The organism is Streptomyces hypolithicus (assembly GCF_052934925.1).
In genome coordinates this window covers 1829423-1847436 of record NZ_CM128811.1, presented here as the reverse complement: position 1 = coordinate 1847436, position 18014 = coordinate 1829423, and the positions used below count along the sequence as shown (strand labels likewise).

The 18014-nt window shown below is 71.3% G+C and carries 18 protein-coding genes and 1 pseudogene; 9 read left to right on the top strand and 10 right to left on the bottom strand.

Features of this window, described 5'->3' with window-relative positions; translation table 11 throughout:
• Positions 1–76 precede the first annotated feature (76 nt).
• Positions 77–2125, top strand: a complete 2049-nt coding sequence (locus tag ACU6WZ_RS08480; protein WP_447032504.1) for a peptidoglycan binding domain-containing protein — start codon at positions 77–79, stop codon at positions 2123–2125.
• 456 nt (positions 2126–2581) lie between these two features.
• Here ACU6WZ_RS08480 and ACU6WZ_RS08475 read toward each other — a convergent pair whose 3' ends face one another.
• Together ACU6WZ_RS08475 and ACU6WZ_RS08470 are read right to left on the bottom strand one after the other, a co-directional pair.
• Positions 2582–3427: a transglutaminase family protein gene (locus ACU6WZ_RS08475; RefSeq protein ID WP_447032503.1), complete on the bottom strand. Its 846-nt coding sequence runs from the start codon at positions 3425–3427 to the stop codon at positions 2582–2584.
• Between the two features lie 14 nt (positions 3428–3441).
• Positions 3442–4437, bottom strand: a complete 996-nt coding sequence (locus tag ACU6WZ_RS08470; RefSeq protein ID WP_447032502.1) for a GNAT family N-acetyltransferase — start codon at positions 4435–4437, stop codon at positions 3442–3444.
• Between the two features lie 140 nt (positions 4438–4577).
• On the opposite strand from ACU6WZ_RS08470, the gene fdxA reads away from it, so the two are divergent.
• A complete protein-coding gene (gene fdxA / locus ACU6WZ_RS08465; RefSeq protein ID WP_447032501.1) occupies positions 4578–4898 on the top strand; it encodes a ferredoxin in 321 nt (106 codons plus the stop codon).
• Positions 4899–5031: 133 nt separating this feature from the next.
• Positions 5032–6132, top strand: coding sequence for a bifunctional succinyldiaminopimelate transaminase/glutamate-prephenate aminotransferase (locus tag ACU6WZ_RS08460; RefSeq protein WP_447032500.1), 1101 nt, complete (start codon positions 5032–5034; stop codon positions 6130–6132).
• A gap of 89 nt (positions 6133–6221) precedes the next feature.
• Here ACU6WZ_RS08460 and ACU6WZ_RS08455 read toward each other — a convergent pair whose 3' ends face one another.
• Positions 6222–6689, bottom strand: coding sequence for an ATP-binding protein (locus ACU6WZ_RS08455; RefSeq protein WP_447032499.1), 468 nt, complete (start codon positions 6687–6689; stop codon positions 6222–6224).
• Positions 6690–7020: 331 nt separating this feature from the next.
• Positions 7021–8007, bottom strand: coding sequence for a VldE C-terminal domain-containing protein (locus tag ACU6WZ_RS08450; RefSeq protein WP_447032498.1), 987 nt, complete (start codon positions 8005–8007; stop codon positions 7021–7023).
• 97 nt (positions 8008–8104) lie between these two features.
• Between ACU6WZ_RS08450 and dapE the strand changes: the two genes are divergently transcribed.
• Together dapE and ACU6WZ_RS08440 are read left to right on the top strand one after the other, a co-directional pair.
• On the top strand, positions 8105–9184 hold the full coding sequence (dapE, locus tag ACU6WZ_RS08445) for a succinyl-diaminopimelate desuccinylase (RefSeq protein ID WP_447032497.1): 1080 nt from the start codon (positions 8105–8107) through the stop codon (positions 9182–9184).
• Positions 9185–9253: 69 nt separating this feature from the next.
• Positions 9254–10003, top strand: a complete 750-nt coding sequence (locus ACU6WZ_RS08440; protein ID WP_447032496.1) for an LOG family protein — start codon at positions 9254–9256, stop codon at positions 10001–10003.
• Positions 10004–10216: 213 nt separating this feature from the next.
• Here the strand turns inward: ACU6WZ_RS08440 and ACU6WZ_RS08435 are convergent.
• From ACU6WZ_RS08435 to folP, 4 genes and pseudogenes are all read right to left on the bottom strand, one after another.
• Positions 10217–11145 (bottom strand): annotated as a pseudogene (locus tag ACU6WZ_RS08435) (IS5 family transposase).
• Between the two features lie 27 nt (positions 11146–11172).
• Positions 11173–11424 carry a hypothetical protein gene (locus tag ACU6WZ_RS08430; RefSeq protein WP_447032495.1) on the bottom strand — a complete coding sequence of 84 codons (252 nt, stop codon included), beginning with the start codon at positions 11422–11424 and terminating at the stop codon, positions 11173–11175.
• Positions 11425–11441: 17 nt separating this feature from the next.
• Positions 11442–12515, bottom strand: a complete 1074-nt coding sequence (locus ACU6WZ_RS08425) for an IS4 family transposase (protein ID WP_447032494.1) — start codon at positions 12513–12515, stop codon at positions 11442–11444.
• A 461-nt stretch (positions 12516–12976) separates the two neighbouring features.
• Positions 12977–13837 (bottom strand): dihydropteroate synthase, encoded by an 861-nt coding sequence (gene folP, locus ACU6WZ_RS08420; protein ID WP_447032493.1) that lies wholly within the window; start codon positions 13835–13837, stop codon positions 12977–12979.
• 105 nt (positions 13838–13942) lie between these two features.
• Here folP and ACU6WZ_RS08415 point away from each other — a divergent pair, with 105 nt between their 5' ends.
• Both ACU6WZ_RS08415 and ACU6WZ_RS08410 read left to right on the top strand, forming a co-directional pair.
• Complete coding sequence (locus ACU6WZ_RS08415; RefSeq protein ID WP_447032492.1) at positions 13943–14335, top strand: hypothetical protein; 393 nt, start codon at positions 13943–13945, stop codon at positions 14333–14335.
• Complete coding sequence (locus ACU6WZ_RS08410; protein ID WP_447032491.1) at positions 14332–14925, top strand: DNA-3-methyladenine glycosylase I; 594 nt, start codon at positions 14332–14334, stop codon at positions 14923–14925. Before ACU6WZ_RS08415 ends, ACU6WZ_RS08410 begins: the two co-directional genes overlap by 4 nt.
• A 246-nt stretch (positions 14926–15171) precedes the next feature.
• On the opposite strand, the gene ACU6WZ_RS08405 is transcribed toward ACU6WZ_RS08410, so the two are convergent.
• Positions 15172–15576: a winged helix-turn-helix transcriptional regulator gene (locus ACU6WZ_RS08405; protein WP_447032490.1), complete on the bottom strand. Its 405-nt coding sequence runs from the start codon at positions 15574–15576 to the stop codon at positions 15172–15174.
• Positions 15577–15660: 84 nt separating this feature from the next.
• Between ACU6WZ_RS08405 and ACU6WZ_RS08400 the strand changes: the two genes are divergently transcribed.
• Positions 15661–16503 (top strand): NAD(P)H-binding protein, encoded by an 843-nt coding sequence (locus ACU6WZ_RS08400; RefSeq protein ID WP_447032489.1) that lies wholly within the window; start codon positions 15661–15663, stop codon positions 16501–16503.
• A gap of 13 nt (positions 16504–16516) precedes the next feature.
• Here the strand turns inward: ACU6WZ_RS08400 and ACU6WZ_RS08395 are convergent, their stop codons facing one another.
• Positions 16517–17605 (bottom strand): IS630 family transposase, encoded by a 1089-nt coding sequence (locus tag ACU6WZ_RS08395; protein WP_447032488.1) that lies wholly within the window; start codon positions 17603–17605, stop codon positions 16517–16519.
• 35 nt (positions 17606–17640) lie between these two features.
• Between ACU6WZ_RS08395 and ACU6WZ_RS08390 the strand changes: the two genes are divergently transcribed.
• Positions 17641–18000: a hypothetical protein gene (locus tag ACU6WZ_RS08390; protein ID WP_269274032.1), complete on the top strand. Its 360-nt coding sequence runs from the start codon at positions 17641–17643 to the stop codon at positions 17998–18000.
• Positions 18001–18014: the final 14 nt, after the last annotated feature.

Sequence of the window (18014 nt, the reverse complement as noted above, 5' to 3'; positions counted from 1 at the left end):
ATGGTGGTGCGCGCCGCCGAGCCGCCCGCAGTACCAGGTAAGAGCGGGCGAGCGGAGCTAACCGGGAGAACCTGCCTTGAGTCGTGAAACTGACAGTTCGTCCTCCGGCCCCCAGGGGCGTGGCGGAGCCGCGTACCCCTCGGGCACGCCGCCGTACGGATCCCGCCAGTATCCGTCGCCGCATCCCGCGCAGGACGCTCCGGAGGAGACGCCGGTGGAACCGGACGAGCCCAGGACCGAGACCACGCTGACCACGCGCATCCGGATCAACATTCCCGGGTCGCGGCCGATCCCGCCGGTCGTCATGCGTACGCCCATGGGTGACGTCGATCCGCCGTCATCACCCACCTCGGCCGCCACGCCGTCCGCCCGCGCCTCCGCGCCTTCCGCGGGCCCGCGTGTCGGACGCCCCGCCGGGGAGGGCGAGCACACCGGAAGCCCCCCCCGCCCGCCCGAGCCGAAGCGCGACGCGCCGCCCGCCGCGCCTGCGGCAGCGCAGCGGACCGAGACCGGGCCGGGGGAGGACCTGCCGCCGGCCAGCGACTGGTTCGCCCCGCGCAAGTCGTCACCGGGTCCCGTCGCGGCCTCGGCTGCCCCATCCGCCCCGGCGCCGGGCGGCGACCGCCCCGACCTCCCGTACTTCACGCCGGAAACCCCGCAGGGCGGGGCCGAGCCACCGCTGCCGCGCCGCACCGCCGGTCCAGTGGGTGCCGCGGGTCCTTCCGGTCCCACGACGGGCCCCGTGACCGGCAGCTCGCCCTTCGCGGGCCCTGGCGCCTCCGCCGCCGCTGCCTACCCCGGCCCCACGCTCGACGACGCGCCTGCCCCGGCGGGTTCGCCCTACCGCGGCGGCCCGGTGGCCGCCGACGCCCCGTCCGCGCGGCCCCTCGCCGGGCCCCGCCCGGCCGATGGCGTACGTCCGCCGGGCGCCTCCGGCGCTCCCGTCCCGCCCCGGATGTCCGACGACACGGCGGTACTGACCCCGCAGACCCCGGCGCCCGGCGCCCCGGCGGGCGGCAACGTCTCCGGTGACACGCTCACCAGCGGCGTTCCCGTGGTCCCGTCGGCGGGCCGGCCCTCCCCCTTCGCCACCACCCCGATCCCGCACCCGGACGACCGCACGGCCGCGCCTGCCACCCCCACCACACCCCCCGCCACCACCTCCCGCCCCTCCGCCAAGCAGGGCCGCTCCAAGCTGGTCCTGGCCTCGGTGGGTGTGGTGGGCCTCGTGGGTGTCGCCTACGGTGCGGGGCTCCTGATGAACCACTCCGACGTACCCAAGGGCACCACGGTCCTGGGCGTCGACATCGGCGGGGGCACCCGGGAGGAGGCGGCCGGCAAGCTCGACGCGGCCTTCGGTAAGCGGGCCGCGGCGCCGCTCGTGCTCACCGTCGACGGCAAGCAGACAGAGCTTCCGCCGTCCAACGCGGGCCTCACCCTGGACAGCCAGGAAACCGTGCGGGGCGCGGCGGGCAGCGATTACAACCCCGTCTCGGTGATCGGCTCCCTCTTCGGCCGTGAGCGGGTCGCCGAACCCGTCATCCCCGTCGACGAGGAGAAGCTGAGCGTCGCGCTGGCGGACCTGGCCGGCAACTCGGGCACGGCCGGCGAGGGCACGATCAAGTTCGTACCCGGCAAGGCGGTCGCCGTACCCGGCAAGGCGGGCAAGCAGCTCGACGTGGCCCGGTCCATGATCTCGGTCAAGGACGCGTACCGCGCCCAGGTGGAAACGGGCAGGCCGAACACGGTCGAACTCCCCGTCGTCGTCAAGGAACCGTCGATCGGCCAGGTCGAACTCGACCGCGCCATGGCGGAGTTCGCCACACCGGCCATGTCCGGTCTGATCACGATCAAGGCGGGCGGCAAGCAGATCCAGTTCGGCCCGGAGAGGTCACTGCCGAAGATCCTCTCGATGAAGCCGATCGACGGCCGCCTGGTGGATGTCTACAACAAGCCGGCGATCGAGCAGCTCCTGGAGGGGGTGTTCGACGGCGTCGAGATCACCAAGGGCGACGGCAACAAGTACCCCGTGACGGCGGACGACGTAGCCCAGGCGATGCGCCCCGCACTCCTGGGCAAGACCCCGGCGGACCGCATCCAGGAGATCAGCCTCAACCCGAACTGACGGGCCGGGGTTTTCCTGCGGGTCCCGCCCGCACGGCTGCGGCGCGATGAACGGCCCCCGCGGGGGCGGGAGCAGCCCGGCCCCCGCCCGGGCGGACGCCGCCGCACTGGCGAGTAGCACCTCTGCCCGGGCAGCTCCGTGTCCCGCACGTGTCCACCGGCGTGAGGGGGTGGGTCGCGGAGGGGGTGGTGTTCGGGACGTAGAGCGTGATGTGTGGCGCAGGGAGTGGGCGTCGCCTTCCGTGCCCCCGGATCGCGCCTAAATCATGCAGTCCCGAATACCGCCCCCGTAGCGGCCCGCCCCCGCCACCCCCACCGGGCCCGCCCCGCCACCCCACCGGGCCCGCCCCGCCACCCCACCGGGGCCCACACCGGGCCCGCCCCCGGCACCTGGGCCACCCAGGGCCCGCCCCCCACCGGGCCCAGCCACTCGCAGCCCGCCGCTCAAGGCGCCCGCTCAGTTCAGGCGGGCCCGCGCCGCTCCCGCCCGCCTCCGCACCGACTCCGCCGCAGCAGGCTCCGCCTCCGCCAGGATCTCCGCGTACGCCTCCATCTCCGCCGCCCCGCCCAGGAAGTCCCCCCGCTGCGCCAGCAGCTGCCCGCGTTCGTACCGCAGCCGCGCCGGATGCGCCGGCAGCAGCAGTGACAGCTCCACCGCCCACAGCTGTACGTCGGTACGCTCCGGCCGCGCCGCCGCCCACGCCCGGATGTTGTTCAGGATTCGCAGCACGATCTCCAGCGGATCCGCCGGCCCCAGCATCGAACGGTCCAGCGGCACCCCCGTGGCCCCCGCCACCAGCAACTCCGCATCCGCCCCCGTCAACAGCCGCCCCCCGTCGAAGGGGTCTACCAGCACCTGGTCCTCGGCCGCCCCGGAGCCCGCCGCCCCGAAGCCCACCACGAAGTGCCCCGGCAGCGCGACCCCGTACACCGGCGCCCCCGCCCGCCGCGCGACCTCGATCCACACCACGGACAGCAGGATCGGCAGGCCGCGCCGCCGCCGCAGCACCTCGTGCAGCAGCGAGGACTCCAGCCGCTGATAGTCGCCCGGCGTCCCCCCGAACCCGCACTGCGCCCCCAGCAGCCGGGACACCGCGTCGGCCCACCCCCGCGCCCCGCCGGGCCCGAACGGCAGGAGCCCCGCCAGCCGGTCGAGTTCGATCTCGACCGCGTCCATCCCGGCCTCGTCCAGCGAAGCGTCCCCCTCCGCCCCCACCAGAAGGCACAGCAGCGCGAGGTCGGGCCGCTCGGAGCGGGCTTCCTCGGCGAACCGTCGGCGCCGCTCGGATTCGGTGGGTCGCATGCGTCTCGTACCGCCTAGGCCGGTCGGAAGTGGTGGTAGCTGTGGTGGGTGGTGAAGCCCATCCGGTCGTACAGGGCCCGCGCCGCCTCGTTGTCCGACTCGACCTGGAGCCACGCCGCGGAGGCCCCCTCGTCCAGTGCCTGCCGGGCGAGCGCCGTCATGACGGCGGAGGCCAGGCCCCGGCGCCGCTGGGCAGGGTCGACCTCGACGGCCATGAACCCGGCCCACCGCCCGTCCACCACGCACCGCCCGATCGCCGCGGGCACCTCCCCGTCGCCCGGAACGGACGCGAACCACACGGAGGGCCCGGCCCCGAGCACCTTCAGGACGTGGACGGCCGGCTCGGCGGAACGCTGGTAGCGGGCGAGCCAGGCCGCGTCGCAGGTCCGGTCGAGACGTACCCGCGAGGTGTCCGCGTCCAGGTCCCCGATCGGTGCGAGCGCGGCGATCCGTACCTCCGCGCTGACTTCGCGCGTCCATGCGAGCCGCTCCAGCTCGGCGACGAGACGTTCCTGCGTGCCCTCGGCCCCGGTGGACACCTGGATGTACGGGGGAAGCCCGCGCGCCGCGTACCACTCACGTACCCGCCCCAGCGCCGCGCCGACCGGCATCCCGGGATCGCCGAGGGGCAGCGCAGAGTTGGCGCGCCGGGTGAAGCCGCCGGCGGCCCGCAGCTGCCACTGGCCGAGCGGCTCGCTCTCCAGCGGCTGCCAGGCGCGTGCGCAGGCCTGAGCAAGCTCCGCGAAGTCCGCCGCGGGACCGCGCCGCCGCGCCGGAGCGGCGGGGACGACCTTGCCGGCGACCAGGGCGGATTCGTCGATACGGACCGACTCACCGCCGCGTCGTGTGATCGACAGCACACCGTCGTCCCAGGATGTGAGAACACCGACCGTGTCGGTGAACTTCGCGCCGGGAGCCCCGGCTTCGTCGAGACGCCTGACTGATACACGTTTGCCCACGTCGGAAGGCGCAATACGGACCTCAAGCCGTCCGCCGGTAGTGAATTCCACAGCTCTGTCCGCCCCTCCTGTTCGGATCGTGCCCGGGAACGGAGATACTAGAGGCGGGCATCGACGACGCCGCGCTCCCGCGCGCCACGCGACGGAGCCGCAGATCGGCCCGCCGCGCCCTATCGAGGAGGAACGACAGCGTGACCTACGTCATCGCGCAGCCTTGTGTCGACGTCAAGGACAAGGCGTGCATCGAGGAGTGCCCGGTCGACTGCATCTACGAGGGCTCCCGGTCCTTGTACATCCACCCGGACGAATGCGTCGACTGTGGTGCCTGTGAGCCGGTCTGCCCGGTTGAGGCCATCTTCTACGAGGACGACACCCCGGAGGAGTGGAAGGACTACTACAAGGCGAACGTCGATTTCTTCGACGAGCTCGGCTCTCCCGGTGGTGCTTCCAAGCTCGGCCTGATCGAGCGCGACCACCCCTTCATCGCAGCGCTGCCGCCGCAGAACCAGTAACGGCCTGGTGCGCGATAGCGCACCAGGCCGTAAGCGGCGAGGCAAGTGCGCCGCCCCGGTCCCGTACGGCCTCATCGCTGTACGGGACCGAGGCGTTTCCAGAGCCCGTACGAGCACGAGAAAGCGATCCACCGTGTCCGCAGTCACTGACCGTCTGCCCGTCTTCCCCTGGGACAAGCTGGAGCCGTACAAAGCGACCGCGGCCGCCCACCCGGACGGCATCGTGGACCTGTCCGTCGGCACGCCCGTCGACCCGGTTCCCGAGCTGATCCGCCAGGCACTCGTCGCGGCCGCGGACTCGCCGGGCTATCCGACGGTGTGGGGCACGGCGGCGCTGCGGGACGCGCTGACGGGCTGGGTGGAGCGGCGGCTGGGTGCGCGGGGGGTGGCGCACCGCAACGTCCTGCCGGTGGTCGGTTCGAAGGAGCTGGTGGCCTGGCTGCCGACCCAGCTGGGGCTGGGGGCGGGGGACCAGGTCGCGTACCCCCGGCTCGCGTACCCGACGTATGAGGTGGGCGCACGGCTGGCGGGCGCCGAGCCGGTCGCGTACGACGATCCGACCACCGACCTCGACCCCGCGCGCCTCAAGCTGCTCTGGCTCAACTCGCCGTCGAACCCGACGGGCCGGGTGCTGGCCAAGGACGAGCTGACCCGGATCGTGGCGTGGGCGCGCGAGCACGGTGTGCTGGTGTTCAGCGACGAGTGCTACCTGGAGCTGGGCTGGGAGGCCGAGCCCGTTTCGGTACTGCACCCCGATGTCTGCGGCGGTACGTACGAGGGAATCGTCGCCGTCCACTCGCTGTCCAAGCGTTCCAACCTGGCCGGCTACCGGGCCGCGTTCCTCGCGGGCGACGAGGACGTCCTCGCCGACCTGCTGCTGATCCGCAAGCACGGCGGCATGATGACGCCGGGGCCGGTGCAGGCGGCGACGGTGGCGGCGCTCGGGGACGACGCGCACGTGGCCGAGCAGCGCGAGCGGTACGCGGCCCGGCGAGCGGCGCTGCGCGGCGCGCTGGAGGGGCACGGTTTCCGGATCGAGCACAGTGAGGCGAGCCTCTACCTGTGGGCGACGCGCGACGAGCCGTGCTGGCAGACCGTGGCCCACCTCGCGGACCTGGGCATCCTGGTGGCGCCGGGCGACTTCTACGGCCCGGCGGGGGACCGCTTCGTACGGGTGGCGTTCACGGCCACCGACGAGCGCGTCGCGGCGGCGGTCGAGCGCCTCGGCGGCTGAGCGGGCGGCCAAACACGACGGGCGGTATACGCGACGAAGGGGCCCGGGGAGTTCGTGCTCCCCGGGGCCCCCTCAGCTCTGGGTACGGACTAGCCGAGCGGAAGCCCGTTCAGCGGCAGGCCGCCGCCCGCGGTGGGCAGCGAGTCCGTGGGCAGCGAGTCGGTGGGCAGGCCGCCCTTGGCCGGCAGGCCGCTGCCGGACGCGGTCGAGGTGGTCTCGCCCACGACTTCCCCGGCGGTGCCCGCGACATCGCCGGCGGCCTTCTGGGCGGCGGGGGTGGCCGTCTTGCCGGCCTTGCCGACGGTCTTGCCCGCGGTCGGGACGGCCTTCTTGACAGCCTTGCTGCCGCTGTCGCCGGCCATGTTCGTGGTCTTCTGCGCCGCTCCGTCGACGGCGTCACCGAGACTTGCGCCGTCCAGGGCGCTCACGCCGGCCAGGTCCGTGGCCGCGGGCAGGCCGGCGGCGCTCGCGGAGCCGGCCGCACCGACCACAGGGGCTGCGCCGGCCGCGATGAGAAGTGCGGCGCGGGCGATCCGACGGGTCAGGGGGAGGGACATTGTGCTCCTTAGCGGGAATACGTTGACGAGAATGACGAGAATCACGAGGCTGACGAGGACTTTCGGTCCGACGGTCAGACGCCATGACAACAGCTCGAAGGGAGGGAGAGGTTGCGGTGAGCCAAGGCAAAGAGTTGGTAATGCGTCGCATTATCGGCTCAGGAGGAATCCGGGCAAATGATCTGCGGCGGGGGGTGGCGCAGGGCCGCCGGTTCCCTTTGCCCGCAAGGAAAATGCGGAAAAGCGGGGCTACCGGAGAATGCGTGCGCGAGTTCGACCGCCGCACCCGGCGAAAGACGCCTTGCTTACTGCTTTCGGGTGACCATCCGCACTATTGTGCGGTGGTGATCCGGACCGCTCCGGTGTCGGCTCCGGAGCCTTTTCGTACGCTTTCCGGCTGCCATTTCTCGCCGGAATCCCCGGCCGACCACACCTTGCCCGCGTAGGCGACCCGCTCTATGCGCAGCTCCGACGCATGGGCGACCGCCCAGTGCGCCAGCTCCCAGCCCCGCCGATCCCCTGCGGCCCCGCCGCGACCCGCCGCGCGGGCGGGTACGGGCACGGTCACCGTCGTCGCCGCGGGGGCGCCGAGCTGCGACTTGGGGTCCGCCGCGCCCGCCGAGCCGCGCCCCGCAGCACCGTCCGCGGACCCCTCGGCCCGCGCCCCGCCCAGCACCTCGGACCCGAAGTCGCGTGCCAGCGCGGCCCGTACGTCGGCCGGCTTGCCCGACTCCGCGCCCCGGGGTGCCGCACACGTCAGCGACGCCGCCGCCCGCCCGGTGAGCGCGGCGGCCAGCAGCGCCGCGTCCGGCTCGTGTTTGGCGTACGCCTGCGGGAAGCCACTGCGCTGGACGCGCTGCGCGGCGACCGTGAGCGGCAGCCGCGAGTAGCCGGGCACCTTCTCCAGGCGCTCGTAGAACTTCGTCGCCGAGTATCCGGGGTCCAGGATCTGCTTCTCGGTGCCCCAGCCCTGTGAGGGGCGCTGCTGGAAGAGGCCCAGCGAGTCACGGTCGCCGTGCGTGATGTTGCGCAGCGCGGATTCCTGGAGCGCGGTCGCGAGCGCGATGGTCACCGCCCGCTCCGGCAGACCGCGCGAGGTGCCGACGGCGGAGATCGTGGCCGCGTTGACGGCCTGCTCGGGGCTGATCTCGTACGTCTCCCCGTCGCCCTCCGCCGAACGCACCGCGCACCGCGGCGCTCCGCCGCCGCCCGTCACGTACTGCGCCACCAGATACCCGGCCAGCGCCAGCAGCACGACGAGGCCCGCTGCGATGCGCAGTGGGCGGCCGCGAGTTGTGGAAGTGGTCGACTCAGGCACGTTGCCCAAGGTACTGGAGAGGTCCGACAGCCAGGCTTCGGAGGGCCTCCCACCCGGCCGTACGACCCTCTGCGGACGCGGCCGTTAGGCTCGGGGCATGGACGAAACACCGCTCGATCTCACTCTGGACGCCCCCGCGCTGACCGCCCGTCTCGTCGACTTCCCGTCGGAGAGCGGCAACGAGAAGCCGCTCGCCGACGCCATCGAGCAGGCCCTGCGCGCGCTCCCCCACCTCACCGTCGACCGGCACGGCAACAACGTGGTCGCCCGTACGAACCTGGGGCGCCCCGAGCGGATCATCCTGGCCGGTCACATCGACACCGTCCCGATCGCCGGCAACGTGCCGTCCAGGCTCGACGAGAACGGCGTGCTGTGGGGCTGCGGGACGAGCGACATGAAGTCCGGGGTCGCGGTTCAGCTGCGTATCGCCGCGACCGTCCCCGCACCCAACCGGGACCTGACCTTCGTCTTCTACGACAACGAAGAGGTCGCCGCCCACCTCAACGGCCTCGGACACGTCGCCGAAGCCCACCCCGACTGGCTGGAGGGCGACTTCGCCGTCCTCCTCGAACCGTCCGACGCCCAGGTCGAGGGCGGCTGTCAGGGCACGCTGCGGGTGCTGCTGCGCACGGCGGGTGAGCGGGCCCACTCGGCGCGCGGCTGGATGGGCTCCAACGCGATCCACGCGGCAGCGCCGATCCTGGCGGCGCTCGCGGCGTACGAACCGCGCCGGCCGGTGATCGACGGCCTGGAGTACCGCGAGGGGCTCAACGCCGTGCGTATCGAGGGCGGAGTCGCCGGCAACGTGATCCCCGATGCCTGCACCGTGGCGGTCAACTTCCGGTACGCCCCCGACCGCAGTGAGGCCGAGGCCGTGGCGCATGTGCGCGAGGTCTTCGCCGGCTGCGGCGTGACGGAGTTCGTCGTGGACGACCACTCGCCGGCGGCCCTGCCGGGCCTGTCGCACCCGGCCGCGGCGGCCTTCATGGCGGCGGTGGGCGGCACGGCGAAGCCCAAGTTCGGCTGGACGGACGTCTCGCGCTTCAGCGCGCTCGGCGTTCCGGCGGTCAACTACGGGCCGGCCGACCCGCTGTACGCGCACAAGCGGGACGAGCACGTCGCCGTCGAGCGCATCACGCACTGTGAGGAACGACTTCACGCTTGGCTGACCGCCTGAATTTCACTTTTCGTCACGTCTGTGGACCTACGCTGGTCCGACCAGGTTCGGCAGCGGAAGGAGCACGGCATGACGTTTCCTGAAGAGGAGCAGGCACCGGAGGAGAGGCGTCTGGGCCCCGTGGTGCGCCGCCGCGAGCAGATCCAGCCGGGCACGACGGACCAGCGACTGCTGGACTCCGAGGGTGACTCCGGGTGGGTGCACACCGACCCCTGGCGGGTCATGCGGATGCAGTCCGAGCTGGTGGACGGCTTCGGCGCGCTCGCCGAACTGCCGCCCGCCATCAGTGTCTTCGGCTCGGCTCGTACGCCGCCGGGCTCACCCGAGTACGAGAAGGGCGTGGAGCTCGGCAGGGCCCTGGTCGACGCCGGCTTCGCCGTGATCACGGGCGGGGGGCCCGGGGCGATGGAGGCCGCGAACAAGGGGGCGCGGGAGGCCAAGGGCGTCTCGGTCGGCCTCGGGATCGAGCTGCCGTTCGAGCAGGGGCTCAACCCGCACGTCGACATCGGCGTGAACTTCCGCTACTTCTTTGTCCGCAAGATCATGTTCGTGAAGTACGCGCACGGCTTCGTGGTCCTGCCGGGCGGCCTCGGCACCCTGGACGAGCTCTTCGAGGCCCTGACCCTCGTCCAGACCCGCAAGGTGACCCGCTTCCCGATCGTGCTCTTCGGTACGGAGTACTGGGGCGGCCTGGTCGACTGGCTGCGGAACACGGTGATCGCCCAGGGCAAGGCGTCGGAGCACGACCTGACGCTGTTCCACGTCACGGACGACGTGGAGGAAGCGGTGTCCCTGGTCTCGAAGGAATCGGGCATCTAGTGCCGCGACCGGCAATGTTTGCCCCATAAGGAGCGTCGTCCAGTGCGTGCGATCGCAAGGCGGCCGGGAGTCCTTGGAGGGGGCCCCTGGCCCTTAAGGCCTTGGGGGAGGAGCTACCAGGGCTTTTGGCCAATGCAGCGAGCGTGCGTGCTGGGCGGCGCGACGGGGCAAAGCTTGCCGGGGAGCGGCACTAGGTCCTGTCTGGAGTCCGAATCATGAATGTGGTGCGATGCTGCGGAGCCAGAGCATCGCACCACATAGATGCAGGCCGGCCTCGTAGCTCTCTGGAGTCTTGTCGAAGCGGAACGCGATGCCGCGCCAATTCCGCAGCCGGTTGATGCACCGCTCCACGGTATTGCGCTCCTTGTACAGCTCCGCGTCGTGGGAAACCGGCCGACCTCCGGCGCTGCCGCGCTTCTTGCGGTTCGCGGCCTGGTCGACCTTCTCCGGGATCACCGCCCGAATCCCGCGTTGCCGCAGATAGTGGCGGTTGCGCCGAGATGAGTACGCCTTGTCCGCAGCCACGGCGTCCGGCCTGGTCCGGGGGCGCCCGAGGGGACCGCGCATCTTGACCCGCTCCAGCACCGGGGTGAACTGTGGGCTGTCGCCGGCCTGTCCGGGCGTGAGCACGAAGGCCAGTGGGCGGCACCGCCGGTCGGCCGCCACATGGATCTTGCTGGTCAGTCCGCCCCGGGAACGTCCCAGTTCAGCGCCTTTCAAGCGGGCCCGGTGTCGTCGGCGGACCCGTCGCCGCTCGGCGCGTGCTTCGTCCTCGACCTGTCCGTCCTGCAGCTTTTGTCCCTTTGTGCCGCCCCCTTTTCGGACTCGACAGCAGCCTCCAGGGCCGCCAACTGTTCCGGGTCCAGGGCCATCCCGGCAGCGTGGTGGTGGGCCCGGGCGGTCGCGGAGTCCACGCTGACCAGACCCATATCGGTCTGGCCGCGGGCGGCGGCCTCAGCGATCACCGCCTCCATCAGGTACTGGAAGACGCCCTGCCTCGCCCAGATTCGGAAGCGGTCGTACGCACTCTGCCAGGGCCCGAACTCGGTCGGCAGGTCGCGCCAAGGGCTGCCCGTGCGGAATCGCCACATCACCGCATTGAAATGTTTCCGCAGGTCGGGGATAGGACCGACCTCAGCCATAGGGCAATGCCGGGAAGCTTGGCTTGATCATCTCGTGTGGCTGTCGGGCTCCGCGGTGGTCGGCGGGGTTGTGTCGAGTGGGATGATTTCGATCCCGTATCCGGTGATTTTTGTGCTGCGGCTGGCCGGCCCGGCGGGTTTCGAGGGGAAGATGGAGCTGGGGCGTTTCACGGTCCGGGGGCAGACCCGCAGGCGTCGCTCGGCCGATCGCAGGTTCGCCAGCAGCGACGTGGTCATCTCGGCGAGGTGGGTGCCGATCCGCGCCGTGGTGCGGATCACGGTGTCCCGGGCGACGGTCAGGGCGACAGTGAAGGAGAGCCGGTCGGCATCGAGCCCGTGGCCGGCGGCGGTGGAACTGATCGTGCGGCGGATCGCCTGGTGGGTGACGAGATACGCCCAGATCTCCTGGTTGACAGCGCGGGTGTCTTCGATCTCAGGACGGCGCGTGCCCCGCGCTGAGTGATCTTCAAGTCCCGGAATTCGAGCTCGGATTCCCACCGCTGGGAATACAGTGCGGCCAGTTCACCGGCGGGGAAGGCCGCAGGGTCGAGCAAGGTGGTGATGAGCCGGTAGGGCTCATGGCGTCGTGACCCGTCGGCGGCCTCGATGACGACCACCATCTCGATCACCCGGATCCGTACCGACCGGGGCCGCCCCGCCAGGGCTTTCGTGATGTTCTTGTGCGCGTGCCGGGTCGCGAGCCAGGAGCCGTCGGGCAGGACCTCGTCGGGGACCAGCCGCACCGCCGCCGAGATCCGCCACAACAGATCCGCCCCGCCGGCGGCGGCATCGACCCACAGCAGCCAGCCCGGGAATCCCCGGTCGGCCAGGACCAGCATCCCGGGGCGCATCCGGTCCAGCAGGCGCCGTGTCAGGTCCTGCTCACAGACCCGGCGGATGTCGAACGCCACCCCGAGCAGCGCCCGGGTCCCGCACTCGATCAGCGCGACCAGGCGGACCTGGGGGAACGCGGCGATCCGCCGCTGATTGCGGGTCCGGCCGAACACCGCGTTCACCGCGGTGTCGGCGACCTCGAGAAACGTGCCGTCCACCGAGGCCAGCCGAAGCCCCCGCCAGAACACCCCCGGCATCGCGACCGTGCCGACCGGCCCGGCGATCCGCTCGAACAGTAACCGGAACGGCTCCGGGCCCAGCGTGACGCGGCGCTGCCGCAGCGCCGAGGAGGAGACCAGCTGGCCCCGCGCGGCCAGCCGCGCCGTCCCACCGGCCAGCTTCGACAGCACCGACCGGTAGCCGTCTCTCGGGAACAGCGTCAACGCGAGCACGAAGAACACACACGTCACCGCGCAGAGTTTGCCGTCACTACGCCGGTCCCCGCGGCCGGAAGCCGCCAGCACATCCGTGACCATCCGCCGTGTCACAACCTGGCGCAACACACCCAGCTGCCCCGTCTGTCCCGCGCTCGCACGCGACGACCCCTCTATGCCAGACTCCCCAGACAACGAAGCTCCTGTTCCGAACAAGTCGATCGTGGTAGATCGCTCGTTCTACAGGAGCTTCGCTGCATCCAGCGCCCGCACACGAGATGATCAAGCCAAGCTTCCCGGCATTGAGCCATAGGGAGATGGGGTTCGATCAGAGTCCACTGCTCGTCGTTGAGATCGCCTCGCGCCATGACTGATGCCCTATCAAGACCGAGCCCCTGTGCGCAGGCGATCTACCGAACTCATGATTCGGACTCCAGACAGGACCTAGCGCCCCCGGCGGGCTGGATGTGCCGCTTTCGGCACATCCAGCCCGCCGGCGTTTGAGGAGCAGGGTCTGGGGCGGAGCCCCGAGCGCACCCCCGCCGCACCGCGCCCGCCCCCGGCTACGCCAGCCCCCGCCGCGCCACCGCCGGCGGACGGTGCCCGGCGATCGACGCCACCATGTCCAGCACCTGCCGCGTCTCGGCGACCTCGTGCACCCGGTACACCCGCGCCCCCAGCCACGCGGAGACCGCCGTCGTCGCCAGCGTCCCGACAAGCCGCTCCTTCACCGGCCGGTCCAGCGTCTCGCCGACGAAGTCCTTGTTGGACAGCGAGACCAGCACCGGCCACCCCGTCTCGACCATCTCGCCCAGCCGCCGTGTCGCCTCCAGGCTGTGCCGGGTGTTCTTGCCGAAGTCGTGCCCGGGGTCGATCAGGATCGCGTCGCGCCGGACCCCGAGTTTGTGGGCGCGCTCCGCCAGGCCGACGGTGACGTCGAGGATGTCCGCCATGACGTCGTCGTACGCGATCCGGTGCGGCCGGGTCCGCGGCTCCGCGCGCCCCGCATGCGTACAGACCAGGCCCACGTCGTGGCGCGCGGCGACCTCCGCCAGCCGGGGGTCGACGCCGCCCCAGGCGTCGTTCAGCAGGTCCGCCCCCGCCTCGCAGACCGCCTCGCCCACTTCGCTGCGCCAGGTGTCGACGCTGATCACCACATCGGGGTGGCGCCTGCGCACCTCGGCCACGAAACCGACCGTGCGGCGGGCCTCCTCCGCGGCGCTCACGTCCTCCCCTGGGCCGGCTTTCACGCCACCGATGTCGACGATGGCGGCCCCGTCCGACACCGCCTGCTCGACCCGGGCGAGCGCGGGCTCGTCGCGGAACGTCGCGCCCTGGTCGTAGAACGAGTCGGGGGTCCGGTTCACGATCGCCATGATCACCGGCTCATGCGCTCCGAACTCGCGCCGTCCCAGCCTGAGCACCGTGTTTCCTCCTCGCATAGGTCGCCTGCGACCTTAACTGTCAGCGCCGCATGGCACGATCGGAGCTGGACAGATTCCGCTTTGCGCGTGGCCGGGGAGACGCTCGTGTTCTTGTTCTTGGTGGTGGCGATGGTCGTGGTGGTCGCCGCGGTCACCTTCGCCGTGGTCGGCGGAGGCGGCAGCGACAGCGGGGGAGTCCTGCCGGAGGCCGCGCCGCAGACGCTGGTGGACCCGCTGGCGGTGGCGCGCCCGGTGGGGCGCGCGGATGTCGAGGCGCTGCGCCTGCCGATGGCTCCCCGTGGCTACCGCATGGGCGATGTCGACGACGTGCTCGGCAGGCTCGGCGCGGAGCTGGCCGAGCGGGACGCGCGGATCGCAGAGCTGGAGGCGGCGCTGGCCGGGGCCCAGGCCGGAGCGGTCGGCGGCACGGACCTCTTCAAGCCCGGCCGGGGCGCGCCGGAGGCACCCGGCGTCCCGGGTGAGGGGCCCCCGTCATGACGGCGGCCGGCCTCGGAGTGATGCCCGGGCCCGACGGGGGCCTGCGCTGCCCGTGGGGCCTCGCCGCCGAGGAGTACGTCGCCTACCACGACACGGAGTGGGGCCGCCCGCTCCACGGCGACGACGCGCTCTACGAACGCCTGTGCCTGGAGGCGTTCCAGTCCGGTCTGTCCTGGCTGACGATCCTGCGCCGGCGCGAGGGCTTCCGTACCGCCTTCGCCGATTTCAAGATCGCGTCGGTGGCCGGTTTCACCGACGCGGACGCCGAGCGTCTGATCGCCGACCCTGGCATCATCCGCAACCGCGCCAAGATCGACGCGACGCTCGCCAACGCGAGGACGCTCGCCGGCTGGCGGGCCGGCGAGCTCGACTCGGTGATCTGGTCGTACGCACCGGACCCCGCGACGCGCCCGGCCCCACGGGCGATCTCGGACGTCCCGGCGATCACCCCGGAGTCCCTCGCCCTGTCCAAGGCCCTCAAGAAGCGCGGCATCCGTTTCGTCGGCCCGACGACGGCGTACGCCCTGATGCAGGCGTGCGGCCTGGTCGACGACCACCTGGAGCAGTGCCTGGCGCGCGGCAGGAGCTGACCAAGCCTGTCCTCGCGGTGTCCCAGCGATGTCCAGCGGTGTCCTAGCTTGAGATTTAACCTCCGGATTCGAACAGCTCCGACCAGCCCTTCCTGCCGCACGAGCAGGCTCCGCGGCACAGTCGGAAATCTAAGCAAGTCGGGACAAACGGTGCGCATGCTGGTTCCGTGAAGCCGACTTGCGGTCGTGTTCGAGCGGCGAGGTTAAATCTCAAGCTAGTGCTACCGCCTGGAAGTCCTGCGGGGGTCATGGAGCTGTGTTGGCGGCATCCCAGCGTTGGCGGGATGCCGCGATGGCTTCGCGGTGGTCGGCTGACCAGTCGGCGAGCGACTTGACCAGGAAAGTGAGGCTGTGGCCCATCGGGGTCAACTCGTACTCGACCCGGGGCGGGACCTCGGGGTGGACGGTTCTGGAGACCAGGCCGTCGCGCTCCAGGCGGCGGACGGTCAAGGTGAGCATCCGTTGGGAGATGCCGGAGATCGCGCGTTGGAGCTGGCTGAATCGGCGTACTCCCTGGGCCAGTTCGACGATCACCAGGACCGACCACTTGTCCCCGACCCGGTCGAGGACGTCGCGGATTCCGCAGTCCTCGTGTTCCTGGCCGCAGGAGACCACAGGAACTGTGGTTACTGCCATGTGCCCCACTGACATTGAAGTGCCTCCTTACGAAATGTTCTCCGGTTATCGATGATGGTGTCAGTTACCGAAGAGAACCACTAGCGAGGGGATGAACCGATGATCCTTGTCACCGGTGCCACGGGTGGCCTGGGGAAGCTCGTCGTTGAGCGTCTGGCTGGGCGTGACGACGTGGTGGTCGGCACGCGGACTCCGCAGAACATTCCGGCAGGGGTACCGGTGAGGCGCATCGACTTCGACGATCCGACTTCCTTGAGGGACGGCTTCGCCGGCGTCGACACGCTCTTGCTCATCTCGGCCGGGTACGGCGAGGACGACGTGGTCATCGCACGTCACGGCGCGGCAATCGAGGCGGCGGAGAAGGTCGGGGTCGAGCACATCGTCTACACCAGCCTTTCCGCCGCAGGGGATCATCTGACCTATGCGCTGCCCCACCGCTGGACCGAGCTCAGGCTGATGAGGGGCACCACGCGCTGGACGATCCTGCGCAACGGCCTCTACGCGGAGCTGCTTGCGATGTTCGCCGTCACGGACCCCGGCGGTAAGCTCACCGTTCCGCTGGGGGATGGGCGGCTGGCCGCAGTGGCTCGCGAGGATCTGGCCGACGCTGCCGTACGGGTTGTCACCGACGTGCCCTCGCACGTGGGACGGTCCTACGAGCTGGTCGGGGAGCAGGCGATCGGCGGCGACGACCTCGCTCGGCTCGTCGCCGAGGCTACCGGGACCTCCGTCTCCTTCGAGCCGGGCACCCTGGCCCAGGCTCGCGCATCGATCGCTGCCTCTGGAGCGGCCGCCTTCCAGGTCCCGATGCTTGTGGGCACCTTCTCCGCGATCGCGGGGGGTTTCATGGGCGGCACCGAGAACGATCTCGCCAAACTGCTTGGCAAGACCCCGCGTTCCGCCCTCGGTGTCATCACCGCCGCGGTGAACGCGCGGCAGTGATCGCTGAGTGCTTTCACGCCGCTTTGAGTGGGCTGCCGTCGTAGGTCCAGCGGAACGGGTGAGCGTCCTCGTTGTACGCGATGGTGAAGCCGTCGATGCGGTCGAGGAGGTTCTGGCGGGAGTTGAACTCGCCGCGCCGGATGAGCCGACGACCGAGGATCGAGAAGAAGATCTCCACCTGGTTCAACCACGAAGCGTGCTTGGGCGTGTGGTGGACCACGAACCGGGGATGGACCTTGAGCCAGGCCCGGGTGGCCTTGGAGGTGTGCGAGGAGCCGTTGTCGATCACCAGGTGGATCGTCAGTTCCTTGTTGATCCAGGTGTCCAGGCGGTGCAGGAAGCGGATGAAGTGCTTGGAGTCGTTGCGGGGCAGCTCCTCGGTGATCACCTCGCCGGTGTGCACATTGAGCGCGGCGGTGATCGAGGCGGTGCCGTGGCGGCGGTACTCGAACTCCACCCGTTCCGCACGGCCGGGCGCGGGCGGGACGGTGGGGTGGCGGCGCGAGCGGGCACCCATCGCGGTCTTCTCGTCCACACTGATCACCACCGAGTTGGCGGGGCAGTGCCGGTACAGGTCGCAGACCTCCGCCGCGCGGGTGAAGAACGCCGGGTCCTGCGGGCGGGTCAGCCAGCCGCGCACCCGGTGTGGCTTGAGGTCCAGGTCCCGCAGGATCCGTCCGACCTGGGATCGGGAGATCCCGGTGTCGGACAGGAAGGTGGCGATGCCGGCCTGGGTCCACTGCGAGTCGCCCTCGGGACGCTGGGAAGTCACCGTGGCCACGATCCGCAACCGGTCCTCGGGCGTGTACCTCCGCGGGCGGCCCGAGCGTTTGCGGTCGGCCAGGCCGTCCATGCCCTGCTCGCACCAGCGCCTGCGCCACCGCCGCACGGTGTCCACGCCGCACCGAAGGTCGTCGGCGATCGCCTCGTTGCTCGTGCCGTCGGCGGCGGCCAGGACGATGCGGGCGCGCTGCACCTGGCGGGCCTGGGCGGTCGCCTTGCGGGCGACCGCCTCCAGTGCCACCCGCTCCGCCCCGCCGAGTGTGACCTGCCACGGGCTGGGCACCCCCACCGCCACCGCTCCCCACCGCCGGTCGATCATGACAAGCGGGCAGGGTATCGGCCACCCTGGGCACCATGCCCGCCAAACCCGTACCGGAGTTCACCAAGCTCGCCGTCGCCTCCCGACTGCGCGACCACGCCGCGACCCGCTGGCCGCAGCTGACCGACCTGACGGTGCGCTGGCGGGGCCAGTTCGTCTACGCGGCCGCCACCCTGCCCGGCGAGGACGAACCCGCACCCCTGTTCCGCCTGCGCTACCTCGGCACGCCCGACCTGTGGGACTTCGCCATCCACCTGGGCAGCAGCAACGCCTACGAAGACTCCCTCCTGCCCTCCGGCAGCCCCGAGGGCACCCCCGAAGAAGCCCTCGATTGCGCCTGCGGGCTGTACCTCAGCGACCCCTCCGCATGGCTCCAACCACCCCAGCAGGACTAACGCGCGGTAGCACT

Coding starts and splice junctions, on each gene's coding strand:
- ACU6WZ_RS08475 (WP_447032503.1), bottom strand. CDS start 3,427: ATGCGACCCACCGAATCCGAGCGGCGCCGACGGTTCGCCGAGGAAGCC.
- ACU6WZ_RS08455 (WP_447032499.1), bottom strand. CDS start 6,689: ATGTCCCTCCCCCTGACCCGTCGGATCGCCCGCGCCGCACTTCTCATC.
- dapE (WP_447032497.1), top strand. CDS start 8,105: ATGGACGAAACACCGCTCGATCTCACTCTGGACGCCCCCGCGCTGACC.
- ACU6WZ_RS08440 (WP_447032496.1), top strand. CDS start 9,254: ATGACGTTTCCTGAAGAGGAGCAGGCACCGGAGGAGAGGCGTCTGGGC.
- ACU6WZ_RS08425 (WP_447032494.1), bottom strand. CDS start 12,515: ATGGTCACGGATGTGCTGGCGGCTTCCGGCCGCGGGGACCGGCGTAGT.
- ACU6WZ_RS08410 (WP_447032491.1), top strand. CDS start 14,332: ATGACGGCGGCCGGCCTCGGAGTGATGCCCGGGCCCGACGGGGGCCTG.
- ACU6WZ_RS08405 (WP_447032490.1), bottom strand. CDS start 15,576: ATGTCAGTGGGGCACATGGCAGTAACCACAGTTCCTGTGGTCTCCTGC.
- ACU6WZ_RS08400 (WP_447032489.1), top strand. CDS start 15,661: ATGATCCTTGTCACCGGTGCCACGGGTGGCCTGGGGAAGCTCGTCGTT.
- ACU6WZ_RS08395 (WP_447032488.1), bottom strand. CDS start 17,605: ATGATCGACCGGCGGTGGGGAGCGGTGGCGGTGGGGGTGCCCAGCCCG.
- ACU6WZ_RS08390 (WP_269274032.1), top strand. CDS start 17,641: ATGCCCGCCAAACCCGTACCGGAGTTCACCAAGCTCGCCGTCGCCTCC.